This is a genomic window from Aquimarina sp., assembly GCF_977115655.1.
On sequence record NZ_CDSBKO010000066.1, the window covers coordinates 15,450 to 29,877 of the forward strand.

15 protein-coding genes and 1 tRNA gene are annotated in these 14,428 nt (G+C 32.1%); 12 read left to right on the forward strand and 4 right to left on the reverse strand.

The window, feature by feature from the left end:
* Nucleotides 1-148: 148 nt before the first annotated feature.
* Nucleotides 149-508 carry a hypothetical protein gene (locus ACZIYX_RS20490; protein ID WP_462684124.1) on the forward strand — a complete coding sequence of 120 codons (360 nt, stop codon included), beginning with the start codon at nt 149-151 and terminating at the stop codon, nt 506-508.
* Nucleotides 509-788: 280 nt separating this feature from the next.
* Entirely contained in the window at nt 789-1,394 is a 606-nt protein-coding gene (locus ACZIYX_RS20495; protein WP_462684125.1) for a DUF6134 family protein, read from the forward strand.
* A 183-nt stretch (nt 1,395-1,577) separates the two neighbouring features.
* On the opposite strand, the gene ACZIYX_RS20500 is transcribed toward ACZIYX_RS20495, so the two are convergent.
* A complete protein-coding gene (locus ACZIYX_RS20500; RefSeq protein ID WP_462684126.1) occupies nt 1,578-2,009 on the reverse strand; it encodes a hypothetical protein in 432 nt (143 codons plus the stop codon).
* Nucleotides 2,010-2,440: 431 nt separating this feature from the next.
* Nucleotides 2,441-2,513 (reverse strand) — tRNA-Phe (locus ACZIYX_RS20505).
* 98 nt (nt 2,514-2,611) lie between these two features.
* Here ACZIYX_RS20505 and ACZIYX_RS20510 point away from each other — a divergent pair.
* The 8 genes from ACZIYX_RS20510 (at nt 2,612) to ACZIYX_RS20545 (ending at nt 11,033) form a co-directional block, all read left to right on the forward strand.
* Nucleotides 2,612-3,343, forward strand: coding sequence for a type III pantothenate kinase (locus ACZIYX_RS20510; RefSeq protein ID WP_462684127.1), 732 nt, complete (start codon nt 2,612-2,614; stop codon nt 3,341-3,343).
* Nucleotides 3,340-4,584, forward strand: a complete 1,245-nt coding sequence (locus ACZIYX_RS20515; protein WP_462684128.1) for a porin family protein — start codon at nt 3,340-3,342, stop codon at nt 4,582-4,584. Before ACZIYX_RS20510 ends, ACZIYX_RS20515 begins: the two co-directional genes overlap by 4 nt.
* Before the next feature lie 20 nt (nt 4,585-4,604).
* Nucleotides 4,605-5,975, forward strand: coding sequence for a tetratricopeptide repeat protein (locus tag ACZIYX_RS20520; protein WP_462684129.1), 1,371 nt, complete (start codon nt 4,605-4,607; stop codon nt 5,973-5,975).
* Between the two features lie 41 nt (nt 5,976-6,016).
* Nucleotides 6,017-6,535 (forward strand): LPS export ABC transporter periplasmic protein LptC, encoded by a 519-nt coding sequence (gene lptC, locus ACZIYX_RS20525; protein ID WP_462684130.1) that lies wholly within the window; start codon nt 6,017-6,019, stop codon nt 6,533-6,535.
* A 7-nt stretch (nt 6,536-6,542) separates the two neighbouring features.
* The gene (locus ACZIYX_RS20530) at nt 6,543-6,737 is read left to right on the forward strand and encodes a hypothetical protein (protein ID WP_462684131.1); all 195 of its coding nucleotides are present in this window, start codon (nt 6,543-6,545) and stop codon (nt 6,735-6,737) included.
* A 3-nt stretch (nt 6,738-6,740) separates the two neighbouring features.
* Complete coding sequence (locus tag ACZIYX_RS20535; protein ID WP_462684132.1) at nt 6,741-8,009, forward strand: hemolysin family protein; 1,269 nt, start codon at nt 6,741-6,743, stop codon at nt 8,007-8,009.
* Nucleotides 8,010-8,071: 62 nt separating this feature from the next.
* Nucleotides 8,072-8,779, forward strand: a complete 708-nt coding sequence (locus ACZIYX_RS20540) for a lysoplasmalogenase (protein ID WP_462684133.1) — start codon at nt 8,072-8,074, stop codon at nt 8,777-8,779.
* 133 nt (nt 8,780-8,912) lie between these two features.
* Entirely contained in the window at nt 8,913-11,033 is a 2,121-nt protein-coding gene (locus ACZIYX_RS20545; protein ID WP_462684134.1) for a peptidylprolyl isomerase, read from the forward strand.
* Between the two features lie 78 nt (nt 11,034-11,111).
* Here the strand turns inward: ACZIYX_RS20545 and galE are convergent, their stop codons facing one another.
* Together galE and ACZIYX_RS20555 are read right to left on the reverse strand one after the other, a co-directional pair.
* Nucleotides 11,112-12,131: a UDP-glucose 4-epimerase GalE gene (galE, locus tag ACZIYX_RS20550; protein ID WP_462684135.1), complete on the reverse strand. Its 1,020-nt coding sequence runs from the start codon at nt 12,129-12,131 to the stop codon at nt 11,112-11,114.
* Nucleotides 12,132-12,172: 41 nt separating this feature from the next.
* Nucleotides 12,173-12,628, reverse strand: a complete 456-nt coding sequence (locus ACZIYX_RS20555) for a GAF domain-containing protein (RefSeq protein ID WP_462684136.1) — start codon at nt 12,626-12,628, stop codon at nt 12,173-12,175.
* 195 nt (nt 12,629-12,823) lie between these two features.
* On the opposite strand from ACZIYX_RS20555, the gene ACZIYX_RS20560 reads away from it, so the two are divergent.
* On the forward strand, nt 12,824-13,375 hold the full coding sequence (locus tag ACZIYX_RS20560) for a DUF3347 domain-containing protein (RefSeq protein ID WP_462684137.1): 552 nt from the start codon (nt 12,824-12,826) through the stop codon (nt 13,373-13,375).
* 158 nt (nt 13,376-13,533) lie between these two features.
* Complete coding sequence (locus tag ACZIYX_RS20565; protein WP_462684138.1) at nt 13,534-14,298, forward strand: M15 family metallopeptidase; 765 nt, start codon at nt 13,534-13,536, stop codon at nt 14,296-14,298.
* Nucleotides 14,299-14,428: the final 130 nt, after the last annotated feature.

Sequence of the window (14,428 nt, forward strand, 5' to 3'; positions counted from 1 at the left end):
AAAAGGTAGATTCAAAAAAATCAGGTATAAAATGTGGTCAATATATCACACGTAAGTTTCTTAGAGAATACTTGCTAAAAGAACCAGACTTGAGGTGATAAACTTCTGGAAAAAAAATATAATATTATAATTTAAAGTTTTACATAAAATGAAACATATAAAAAAATTAATTCCGGTAGTATTTACATTGTTTTTTTGTATCCATACATTTGCAATTGAAAAAATAGACAATAATCAGGAAACTGAAACAATAACAGGTGTTTATGATGGTTATGACGGAGATACATTTGGGTTTAAATATACCGATGAAGATGGAGAAGAAGATATCATTGTTTTTTCTAAAATTAGTTCAGAGGTTAGTGAAAAAGAGGATTTAAGCGAAGGGAAATATATAGGTAAAATCTTTAACATAACCTATATTTCTGAAACCGAAACTGAAATCGATGAAGAAGGGGACGAACAGGAATATGTTGTCAGAACTATTATTGCTCTTGAGCAGGTAGATTAATAAATAAAAAAATAATAACACGTTTTTTATTAATAAAAAACGCTACAGAAGATAACAACCAAAAGAGGCTGTCTAAAAAGTAAATTTTGATAAAATTCAGCTTAATTATTTGTAATATTTTCTAAAAAACTTTATTACTTTCCGTAAAATCTTCTTTTAGAGTCGGTTTTTTGAAGTATTCATAATAAAAAAAAGAGGGTGTTTGACTTTTCAGGCACCCTCTTTTTTTAAAGTTATATATGTACTACTTTTATTGAAATTTATTCTAATAAAGTACACAATGGGATTTATAGAAAAAAAAACTTTAAAGTTTGTTGTTTGTCTTTTTTGGTCAGTATTTTTTTATACATCCCATGCACAAACCAATATTTATGATATTATTTTTAAAAAAGATACTATAGGAATTTTGAAAGTATCAAAAAATATAATAGACAATAAAATTTCATTTAATTACCACCTTGATGTACAAGTAAAACTATTGGTTAATATACATCTGAAATATGACCTGAAAGCAGTTTATAATCAAGAGCAACTTATTTATGCAAATGTAGACAATACAGTAAATGATAAACAGCACCATTCATCTGATATTCAATGGAAAGATCCATATTATTTAATTAATTCAAAAAATAAAAAATACCATAAAATCGAAGATAAAATTACATATAGTGGCGTTAAACTTTTTTTTGAAGAACCAAGCACCGTTAAAAAGGTGTTTTCTGAACATTCAGCACAATATGGTGAATTAGCAAGAATAGGAGAGAATTATTATGAGCTCACATTACATAACGGAAAAAAGAATCAGTATTTGTATAAAAAAGGAATTTTGGTAAAAGCAAATATTAATAATTCATTCATTCAATTTCAGCTATTGCTTAGGGATTAATTGATTGTTTGAATTAAAGCATAAAGGCTAGTAGATAAATACGTGTATGGAAATAGCTTAACAGATAATTAAGCATGTATTTGTGCCTAAAGAAACACTTGCTCTTGAGAAGAGGAAAAGCAAGTTGATACCTTAGGTCAGCCCTTGATTGTATATAAATTGAACCTTATATAGGATAAGGTGTTAAATAGCCCCTACCGTTCCTTTCTGAGTGATGATTACTTCTGTTTTTCCGCTCACAGTTATAGTTGCTCTTGTTATAACACCACTAACAGGAAGGTTTACCAATCCTGAAGGAATTGAGGGAGATATAGAACTACCTTTAATTTTAACACCTATTCCAACCGCAAAATGTCGAACCGTTGTATATTTTTTTTCAAAAGTTGTTTTTGAAATAGGATTCCCGATCATTACTGGAATTTGTGGGGCTGGATGTGGATTTAAAGCAAAATAATGATTAGTTACTGTTACTTTAATATCTTTTTGTTTAATCTTTTTTGTCGATGCTTTAATAACTACTCTGCCGGCTATTTCTTTGTAAGCTAAAAGATTAATCTTGTAAGAAGATACCTTAACGTCAATTCCATTAATCTTTTTGTCGATTTTTTGTGCCATTATAGTTATTTTTAAAAGTTATTATTACGTTAGTAAATTTATTGTAAATCAGTATGTTATTTTCGGGGGAATACTCCCTTTTTTTATAGTTGAAACACCTAAAATACCCTATAAAAGAATAAGAAAGGTGAACTGATTTGTCAGTTCACCTTTCTTATTCTTTTAAAACTTATTTTCTAGTCAAATAGCAAGATCTTAATTAGTCTTGATCCCTTTAAAGCATTTAATACAATAGCAAATACAATAACAATCAACTACAGATCCAATTTTAAATTATTTTATTAATCGAAGTACCAATGCTTCAGCAGAATCTTTTAATGCAAAGATAGAAGCATTCTATGATCCTGGATCCCGTATTAAAGGCTTTTGGGAGACGATATAAAACAAAAAACCCTTGATAATCAATTATCAAGGGTTTCACTTTCAAGATGTGGTGCCTCCAGGAATCGAACCAGGGACACAAGGATTTTCAGTCCTTTGCTCTACCAACTGAGCTAAGGCACCTTGTTGTAAGCGGATGCAAATATAGAACCCTTTTTTTAATACACAAAAGAAAATTGTAAAAAAATCGTTTTGTATTTTTACAACTTATAAATTAGGATATGAATCTTGTTATTGATGTAGGGAATACTTTTACAAAAATTGGCGTTTTTGAAGGTGCAGAAATTATATACAAAAAAACGATAAGGCAAGAAAGTTTTAAAAAAACGATACAAAAAATTACAGAAGAGTATCCAGGAATTACAAATGCTATAATCTCTTCCGTATCAAACTTGCAACAAAGTTATATTGCATACATAAAGTCGCTTTTTGATACTTTGGTCTTGGATCATCTGGTCAAAATGCCATTCAAAAATCTTTATGGCACACCAGAGACACTGGGGATTGATCGTTTGGCTTTGGTAGCTGCCGCTACAGATCAATTCTCGGGCAAAGATGTTTTGGTAATAGATGCAGGAACGTGTATAACGTATGATTTTAAAAACAAAAAAGAAGAGTATTTTGGAGGAGCTATTGCGCCAGGAATACGATTAAGATATAGTAGCCTGCACAGCTTTACTGCAAAATTGCCACTATTGCAACTTACTGCCCCCAAAAATCATATAGGAAAAAGCACAGAAGAGGCAATACATTCAGGAGTGGTTTTCGGAATTTTACACGAAATAGATGGTGTAATTACACAATATTGCAACAATTATCCTGATTTAACAGTTATTTTAACCGGTGGAGACGCACATTTTTTGTCTAAAAGATTAAAAAATAGCATATTTGCCACTTCCAATTTTTTGTTGGAGGGTTTAAACCACATTTTAGCTTTTAATAATAATAAATGATAAAAAAGATTTTAGTGATCATCTTGGTACATGTTGCCATAATATCTAACGCTCAGGAAGGCACTTCATCTCCATATTCTTTTTATGGAATAGGGATTCCGAAGTTTAAAGGAACAATTGAAAACAGATCGATGGGGGGATTGAGTGTGCTTACAGACAGTATTCATTTAAATCTCCAAAATCCGGCATCTTTTGGAGAACTGGCACTTACAGCTTATACCGTAGGAGCTTCATATCGCAATTTTGAATTTAGTAATGCTACAGAATCTTCCTCGGGAGACAATGCCTCTTTAGATTATTTGGCAATAGGTATTCCTGCAGGTAAATTTGGTTTTGGTTTTGGGCTTATTCCTATTTCTTCGGTAGGGTATGAACTTGATAAAACAGAAACTGATGGCAGAGAAGTTCGGTTTAAAGGGGTTGGAGGATTAAATAAAGTTTTTATTGCAACAGGATATAAAGTAAATAAAAAACTTAATATAGGTTTGGATTTGAATTATAACTTTGGAAACATCGAAAATAAAACAATTTTAAAACGACCAGGCGTTCAGTTTGATACCAGAGAGATTACAAGTTCAGATCTGTCCTCTTTTAGTCTATCCTTTGGAGTAAATTACAAAACCATGATTTCTGAAAAACTGGAAGCCGTTGGGTCTGCCGTATTTACACCTTCTTTTGGACTAAAAACAGATAATACCAGAAATCTTGCAACAGTCATAATAAGTACAAATGGACAGGAAAGAATAATTGACACACAAGAGGTACAAGTAGAAAATAAAGATATAGATCTTCCTTTAGAATTAAAATTGGGAGGAGGAATAGGAGAACCCAGAAAATGGTTTGCAGGGATAGAGTACGCATATTCAGATTCTGGAAAATTTAGTAATATTGTCTCCAATCAGGATAATATTAAATATCAAAATGCTTCAAAATTTAAAGCAGGGGGGTATTACATACCAAAATATAACTCATTAACAAGTTATTTCAACAGAATTGTTTACCGTGCAGGATTTCGTTATGAAGAGACCGGATTGAATATCAATAACAGCTCTATAGATGAGTTTGGCATGTCTTTTGGAGTAGGACTACCAGTTGGTCGATTATTTACTAATATGAATATAGGATTTGAGTACGGTCAACGAGGAACAACAAATTTTGGATTGGTTAAAGAAGAGTTCTTTAACATGTCTGTCAGTTTATCATTAAATGATAAATGGTTTAGAGAAATAAAATTTAATTAAATACAATAATTACTACAGCTATGAATACTAAAGTTTTATTTGTGATAGCAACAGGATTGGTTTTAAGTACTGCAAGAGTAAGTGCTCAGGCCACAGACTGTGCAACCACTGCTTCTATTGCCTATGAGCATGCTAAAGTAAAGAATTATGCATCTGCAAAAGAACCTTTATGGAAAGTGAGAAAAGAATGTCCTACATACAGTGTCGCTACATTTCAATTTGGACAAAAATTGTTGGAAGATGAATATGATAAAGCTGCTGATTCAGAAAAAGTGAGGATAGCAAATGAAATGATAGCCTTATGGAAAGAACGCCTTCAATATTTTCCTGCAAAAACTAAAATAGGAGATATGCATTCTGATATAGGTCAGTTAATGTATGATAATAAAATGGGCACTACAGAAAGTCAATTTGCAGAATTTCATAAAGCATGGACAGAAGATAAAGAAAATGTTAGCAACCCAAAAAATGTATATACTTATTTCTCACTATTAGTAGATCTTCATGGCGAAAAGAAAAAAGAACTGCAAGAAGTTTTTGATCTTTATGATGAAGTGATCGAAAAAATTGAAGACGAAGAAAGTGATAAAGCAAAAACTATTGCAGAACTTACAGAAAAAGAAGAATCCGGAACAGCATTGTCTGGTAAAGAGAAAAAGAAATTAGCCAAATATGATAAAATCCTGTCTAATTACAGTAAAGTAAAAGCTGGCATCAATCAAAAACTTGGAGAGTTGGCAGACTGTAAAAACCTGATTCCATTGTATAGCGGGCAGTTTGAAGACAAAAAAACAGATGCTAATTGGTTAAAAGGAGCAGCAGGACGAATATCTGCCAAAGATTGTACAGACGATCCATTGTTTTTTAAGTTGGTAGAAGCTTTGCATAAAGTAGAACCTTCAGCAAAATCAGCATATTATTTGGGGATCCTGGCATTAAAAGATAAAAACACTACCACAGCATTAAAATATTTTAATCAATCCGCAGAACTAGAAACCAAGGCAAGTGATAAAGCTAAAGTTTATTTCAAGATTGGTGAAGTAATGAAAAAACAAGGTAGTTTTGGAAACGCAAGATCTTATTATAAAAAAGCTCTTTCACAAAAACCATCTATGGGAGTTTGCTACCTAAGAATAGCAGATATGATTAGTGATAGTGCAAATAGCTGTGGAAATGACGTTTTTAGTAAAAGAGCAGTATACTGGCTGGCAGAAGGCTATGCAAGAAAAGCAGGAAAAGTAGATCCTAGTTTACAATCTACAGCCTCTAAATTTGCCGCAAATTATAACGCAAAAGCCCCTTCAAAAACAGATATCTTTAATAATCCCGGAGTAAAATCGGTAAATGTAGGATGTTGGATTGGAGAAACCGTTAGAGTGCCAAAACTATAATGCAAAGTAAAAACATATACAATACAATATTTAACATTGTCATGGCATTTGCTGTGACAATGTTTTTTTCATGCCAATCAATTAAAAAGAAAAAGCAGAGTCATTTAATTTCTGAAGAAACACCCATCGCAGAAGTTTATGAAGTTAATCTTAAATATACAGACTCTGGCAGGCTTACTGCAATATTAAAAACCCCAAAAGTGTTGGATTTTTCTAACAAGGATTTTGCCTATTATGAGTTTCCGGATGGTATTGTACTAGATATAATCGACAAAGAAGGAAAAGTAAGTGTCGTTACATCAGATTATGCAATATCCTATAAACAAACAGGGTTGATCGATATGAGGGGGAATGTAGATATAAAAACCGCAGACAGTACCCATCTGCAAGCACAACAATTATATTGGGACCAAACCATTAACTGGGTGTTTACAGATCAGCCATATAAAAGCTATCTGCCAGATGGAACAATTAATGAAGCAGATGGTTTTGATGCTAATCAGGATTTTACTATCTTGAATTCAAGAATTAACGATGGAGTAATGTTTATAAAGGAGTAATCTTAGTATGATGAAAGTATTTAGGTTTTTTGAATATGCCTACTTGGCAATCATGTGTTTTTTTGTATATCAAACGTATGTAGAGTGGGGTGATGAAGGTGGAAAAAGTATGCTCTATCTTTTTTTTGCAGCAGCAGCAGTTTTTATGTTTTTCTTTAAAAGAAATTTTAGAAAACGATTTGAAGCCAATAACAAAAATTAATTCATGGAATTACAAATCATAGTTATTGTACTTTCTCTTGTTTTGTCTGCTTTTTTTTCCGGAATGGAAATAGCATACGTCTCCTCTAATAAAATACATATAGAGATAGAGAAAAAACAAGCAGGTTTCATTTCTAATATTCTTACCCGGTTAACAAAAAAACCCTCTAAGTTTATTGCAACAATGCTCGTTGGAAACAATGTAGCTTTGGTAGTGTACGGGTTTTATATGGGGGAGGTGTTAATGACTGTTATAGAAGGGTATTTCCCCGAAATGGCTTCTACCGTTAATTTATTGTTGCAAACAGTTGCTTCTACTTTGATTATCCTAATTACAGCAGAGTTTTTGCCCAAAGTGTTTTTTCAGATATATTCTAATACGTTGCTTAAAGCATTTTCTTTTCCTGCATATATTTTTTACATCATATTCTCGCCTATTTCTTCATTTGTAATTTGGGTTTCGGATTTTGTTTTAAAAAAACTCTTTAAAACAGATGGAGACCAGGTACAATTAGCCTTTAGTAAAACAGAATTGGGAGACTATATTAATGAGCAAATGGAAACCGTAGAAGAACATGATATAGTCGATAGCGAAATTCAGATTTTTCAAAATGCATTAGACTTTTCAGATGTAAAATCTCGTGAAGTTATGATTCCAAGAACAGAGATAGTAGCAGTAGAAAAATCACAATCTATAGAAGAAGTAAGTAAACTGTTTATAGAAACCGGGTTGTCAAAAATAATAGTCTACAATGAAACAGTAGATGATATTATAGGATATGTTCATTCTTTTGAGTTGTTTAAAAAACCTAAATCGTTAAAAGCAATTCTGCTTCCTGTTATTTTTGTTCCAGAAACAATGTTTGTAAAAGATGTACTTAATCTTTTAACAAAAAAACATAAAAGTATAGCAGTGGTAATAGATGAATACGGAGGAACCAGTGGTATTATTACTGTAGAAGATATTGTAGAAGAACTTTTTGGAGAAATTGAAGACGAACACGATTCTGTAGAACTTATCGAAGAACAATTATCAGAAGATCGATATCGGTTTTCTGCCAGGATAGAAGTAGACTATATCAATGAGTCTTATAAATTAGATCTTCCAGAAGATGAAAATTATGAAACTCTGGGAGGAATGATTGTAAATCATACCGAAGAAATACCAAAACAAGGAGACGAAGTAAAGATAAATAACTTTAAAATTAAAGTTATAGAAACATCCAATACTAAAATTGAAATTGTAGAGCTGCAAGTAATTTCTGACGATTGACTCAATCGTCTTAAAAAAAAACGTATAGAAAACTAACGATATAAAGGATTAAAATTATTTTGATGACCAAAAATAAACAAGATCCAAAAGCATTTGTATTTATTGCAATTTATGCCTTTATTGTACTGTTAGACCTGGTGTGCAGTAGTAATGATTCCTTTTATGCTCTTCGCTATTACACAAAACCAGCAATACTTATAGCATTGATTCTTTTTTTTATTAAACAAAAAAAAGAATTAAGTACATCTGTTTTTAGACTAATGCTGGGAGCACTGCTGTTTTCTCTTGCAGGAGATATTCTGCTTCTGTTTGTAGTAAAATCCCAACTTTTTTTCATAACAGGTCTGGTTATGTTTTTACTGGCACATATTATGTACACTTTCGTTTTTCTTAAAAAAAGAAATAAGCAAAATAAAAACAAAAGATTTCTTTTATTGACAATCCTGTATGGGGCAGGGTTATTTTATTTGTTGTACCCGCGTTTAGAAGATATGTTAGTTCCTGTGGCCCTGTATATGCTAGTGATTTTAGTAATGTCAAATACAGCATATCTAAGGCAAGGTAAGGTTTCTGTGCAAAGTTATATAATGGTTTTTTTAGGCTCTTTGTTTTTTATGCTGTCTGATAGTATTTTGGCATTCACAATGTTTTATAAGCCATTGGTGTTTGATAATATATGGATTATGACAACGTATGCAACTGCACAAATTTTAATCGTTTATGGTATTTTGAAGCAAAAAAACAACGCGTTTTTACAGCAGGTTAAATAAGTGAAAACCATATATTTTTGTACAGAAAATAACTTGTAAAAAAACTTCTTAACACTTTCAGATTTTTTAATTGGTATTATTACAATAAAATGGTATTTTCGCCCACTATATTTTGAATAAATTATAAAATACCATGGCAGTTTTAAATAAAATCAGACAACGTTCGGTTTTTCTAATCATAATCATAGCATTAGCTCTTTTCTCTTTTGTGTTAGCAGATTTGTTCCGTAATGGCGGTGCAATTTCACAAAAAGCAGAAAATGCAATAGCTTCGATAAATGGAAAAGACATTGATAGAACAGAATTTGCTAAAAAAGTAGAATTAGCTTCAAGAAGCTTTGGAGGAGGAACATCTAGTATCCAGGCAGTAAATTATGTTTGGAATCAAGAAGTTAAAGAAACAGTTTTTGAAGAGCAATTCGAAGAACTAGGGATTATCGCAGGAGAAGATCAGGTAAACCAACTTTTAGAAGAATCTTTGGCAACTAACCCAACATTTCAAAATGAAGCCGGAGTTTTTGATAAAGCTAAAATGAAAGAATATGTTGCAAATGTAAAAGCCACATCAAAAGAAGCATACCAACAATGGTTAGATTTTGAGGTTAATGTAAGCAAAGGGGCAAAAGAGCAGATATATCTTAATATGATAAAAGCCGGAGTTGGGGCTACCTTAAAAGAAGGAGAGCTGCAATATAGAATGGAAAATGATAATGTAGATATTAAATATGTGCAATTACCATTTTCTGCTATCGAAGATGCAAAGGTTGAGGTATCTGATGCAGAAATCAAATCTTATATAGATAAACACGCAAGCCAATACAAAGCAGAACCTTCTAGAAGTATTCGTTATGTGTTGTTTAATGAAGTAGCTAGTAAAGAAGATGAAAATCAGGTAAAATCAGAAATAGCTTCGTTATTAGAGGATAAAGTAGAGTTTAATGCCGCAACCAAAGGAACAGATTCAGTTTTAGGATTTAAAAATACAGATAACGCAAAAGAGTTCGTAAATCAACACTCTGCTATAAAATTTGATGACAGTTTTAAATTCAAAAAAGATTTGCCTTCTACAGTAGCAGATACACTTTATAATTTGCAAATAGGAAGTGTGTATGGCCCGTATAAAGACGGAGATTACATAAAAATATCTAAAATAGTTGCGCAAAAACAAATGTCGGATTCTGTTCAGGCAAGTCATATCTTAGTTTCCTGGGAAGGATTAGGTACCGCTCGAGATACAAAACGTACCAAAGAAGAAGCAAAAGTTTTGGCAGATAGCATACTTAAGGTAACAAAAGCAGATAAAACCAAATTTGCTACTTTGGCAAAAGAATTTTCTGCAGATAACTCTAATAAAGATAAAGGAGGAGACCTAGGGTACTTTACTCCTGGTACAATGGTTACTGAGTTTAATAATTATTGCTTTGAAAACAAAACAGGAGATCAGGGAGTTGTAGAAACACAATTTGGATATCATGTTATTAGTATTGAAGATCAAAAAAATGAGCAAAAAACAATACAGTTAGCAACCGTTGCTCAAAAAATTGAACCAAGCGAAAAAACAATAAATAATATATTTACAGAAACCACTAAATTTCAAATTTCGGCAAAAGATAAAGATTTTGAAGAAGTAGCTAAAGGAAATGAATTAACAGTAAGGCCTGTAAACAATATAAAAGAACTGGACGAAAACATACCGGGATTAGGAGCCAGAAGATCAATAGTACAATGGGCTTTTAATGAAGAGTCTAAAGTAGGGGATATAAAACGTTTTGATATTCCTGAAGGCTATGCAGTAGTTCAATTAACTGCAAAGGCAGACAAAGGGGTAATGGCAGTTGCAGACGCAAGTCCTGTAGTAAAACCAATCTTATTAAAGCAAAAGAAAGCAGAAATGCTAAAAAGTAAGATGTCAGGATCATCATTAGATGCGATTGCTCAAGGTCAGGGGCAAACAGTTAAAGTAGCATCTGCTTTAAATATGAAAACACCAACGATTAGTGGAGCAGGAACAGAACCAAAAGTAGTAGGAACAGCTTTTGCCTTGGAAGCAGGGAAAATATCAACCCCTATTGTTGGTAACAATGGAGTATATGTGATTGAAGTAACCAAAAAAACACCAGCAAGTGGTTTGGATAACTATATGAGCTATGCATCGCAGTTGTCAAAAGCACAGGCAGGAGCAGTAAGCACAAAAGTTTTTGAAGCACTAAAAGAAGCTGCAGAAATAGAAGACAGAAGATCTAAATTCTACTAGAATAATAGATTTGAATACAGATATAAAAAAAACCTGAAGAATATTTTCTTCAGGTTTTTTTGTATCTTTCCTATTCTCTTATTGTTTCCTTACTTTTTGTTCCCATTTCCAGGCAGAACTAAGGGATTCATCCAGAGAGCTGTGTGCTTTCCATCCTAGTTCGTTATTAGCTTTGGAAGTGTCTGCATAAGCAGCAGTAATATCTCCTTCTCTTCTCGCTACAATTTTGTAGTTTAGTTTTTGTTCAGAAACCTTTTCAAAAGATTGTATTACTTCCAGAACAGAGCTTCCTGTTCCTGTTCCTACATTAAAAACTTCATAGTTGGATTTGTTCTTGTCTTCTAATAAACGTTGTAGTGCTACTACATGTGCTTTGGCTAAATCAACAACATGAATGTAATCTCTTATACAAGTTCCGTCGGTTGTAGGGTAGTCATTCCCAAACACAGATAGTTGCTCTCTCAGCCCAATAGCAGTTTGTGTAATAAACGGAACAAGATTTTGAGGCACTCCTATTGGTAATTCTCCAATTTCGGCTGATGGATGTGCTCCTATAGGATTAAAATAGCGCAAAGCAATTGCTTTTAATTTAGGATATACCTTGCAAGTGTCCCTTATAATCTCTTCTCCGATCTGTTTTGTGTTCCCATACGGAGATTCTGCCACCTTTACAGGGGCATCCTCTGTAATAGGCAACTCATCTGCTTGTCCATAAACAGTACAAGATGAGCTAAAAATGAAGCTGGCAGATGATTTGTTTGCTAATTGTTGTAAAATGTAAATTAATGTAGATAAGTTGTTTTCATAATACAATAAAGGTTTTTCTACACTTTCTCCTACAGCCTTAGAGGCAGCAAAATGGATGACTCCTTTAATGTCGTTATGGGTTAAAAAAAAATCTTTCACCTTATCTTTTTCTCTAAGGTCAAATTGTTCAAAAATAGGTTGTTTTCCGGTTACTGCTGCAATCCCTTTTAAAACTTCAGGAGACGAATTTGAGCAATTATCAATAATAATTACTTCATATCCTTTGTTTTGTAATTCTACAACGGTATGAGAACCTATAAATCCCAATCCCCCCGTGACTAAGATTTTCATATATAAAGTGGTTTTATGGTTTACAAACGAAGGAACAATAATTAAAGGATTTTAGCAACTTCTTGATTTACAAATTCTAAAAACCTTTCGTCTTTTTCCGTAAAAGGATCCGAAGTTTCAGAATCAATGTCAATTTGCCCAATATTTTCACCGTTTTTAAATAATGGAATTACTATTTCTGATTTTACAGTAAGACTACAAGCAATATAATTGTCTTGAGCATGTACATCCGGAACCACAAAATTTTGGTTAGAAACAGCAACCTGCCCACAAATTCCTTTTCCAAAAGGAATAATTATATGATCTGTTTCTTCACCAACATAAGCACGAAGTTTTAATTCGTCTTTATCTCCATTTTTAAAGTAAAAACCAACCCAGTCATAATAATCAATACTATCTTTAAGCAACTGGCATACAGATTCAAGCCTTTCTGTCACGGTTAGATCTTTGTTATTAAGGAGTTGTTTTACTTTGGGTTTTAAATCTTCAAAAATCATTCTTACAATTTTTCAGCAAAAGTATCTAAAATATTTAAAAAAGCTTCTTATTTAGAATGGTATTGTTTTGTTAAAAAACTGATTATTAATGTTGTGATTTTTTGGTAATTACCTCATAGATAGAGTATTTTTGATGTCTCTTTAAAAAAAAAGGTATATATGTTTTTTTTAACGCATAAATTTTTTAATGTAACAATGCGATTTTTAATAATGTTATTAATTGCAGGAGGATTACATATCTCTTGTAATGCCGACAAAAAGGATAAAAAAATAGTACCATCTGTTGGGGATGAAAAAATAGGGGATACTAAAGATTATGATATTACAGATAGTCAGACAAAGGTGGTGTTCTTCCAAATAAAAGATCAACAAATATTTGATTTGTATCTGTCTGTTAAAAAAGCTTTGGTAAACTCTAATGAAAAAGAAGCACAATCACAGGCAAAAAAATTAGAAGCAGTTGTTAAAGATTCTGATGCAGATAAGCAACTTAAGGCAATATCCAAACTTATAGCTTTAACAAAAGATATTCAAAAACAACGGGATTTTTTTGTTGGATTAACAGATCAAATAGAAAAACATCTTCATAAAGCTAATATAACCTCTGGCGAGGTATATAAACAGTTTTGTCCAATGGCCTTTGATGAAAAAGGAGGGTATTGGTTGTCGGATTCTAAAGAAATAAGAAATCCCTATTTTGGAAATAAAATGCTTACATGCGGAAGTGTTAAAAGCACTTTGAAATAAAGTTATTTACCTTTTTTATGGATAAAAAAAAGTGTTAAAAACAAAAATATTGAGTATATTTAAGAAGATCGAGCATGCAATTTAATTAGGTTTTGGGGAAAGCTGAGTTGTAAAAAGTATGTTGTTAATTATTATAATTGGAATAAAACTTAAAAGATATGAATAAGGGAAAATTGATAGGTTTGATTTTTTCTATACTAATTTTTGGCTGTAATCAGGCAAAAATAGATACCAAACCAGCAGAACAGACTTTGGCTCTTTTAGAGAGATCCAAGGCATTGCAGCTACGTGGGGAAAAAGTAGAACAAAGCATGCTTAGGAATAAAGACTCATTAGTAATTCTTAACGGTAAGCCCGATATAAGATTAAATCAAAACAATAAAGGTTTTGTGAATATAGAAGAACTATCTGATGAATTTATTTTGGATATGAAATATGCTACTTCCGATAATTTTTTAAAGGAAAAAGTATACTCCTGTGCAAAATGTTATGTTAGAGAAGAGGTTGCAGAAGCCCTTATAAAAGCAAATAATGATTTGCTTGTGCAGGGATACAGGATAAAGTTTTTTGACTGTTATCGCCCATATAGTGTGCAAAAAAAAATGTGGAAAATTTTTCCTAATCCAGGCTATGTAGCAGATCCTAAAGGAGGATCAATTCATAATAAAGGAGCGGCAGTAGATATAACTTTGGTTAGGTCTGCAGGAGGACGTGTGGATATGGGTACAGATTTTGATCATTTTGGTAAGGAAGCACATCATTCCTATACAAAGCTTTCGAAAGCTGTTATAGGACATCGCAAATTACTTAGGGAGACAATGGAAAAACATGGTTTTAAAACCATAAAAACAGAATGGTGGCATTATAATTTTAAAGCCAGAACTAATTTTAAAATATCCGATTTTAGATGGGATTGTGAGTAGAGAGTTTTAAGAAAAAAGATAAAATAAAGAAAAGATAAAATAAAAACGGCATTCACATAATAATGAATGCCGTTTTGGCACTAAGCCACGAAGTGTGTAACAAAAAAATATCGAGGGTTGCAACCCTCGA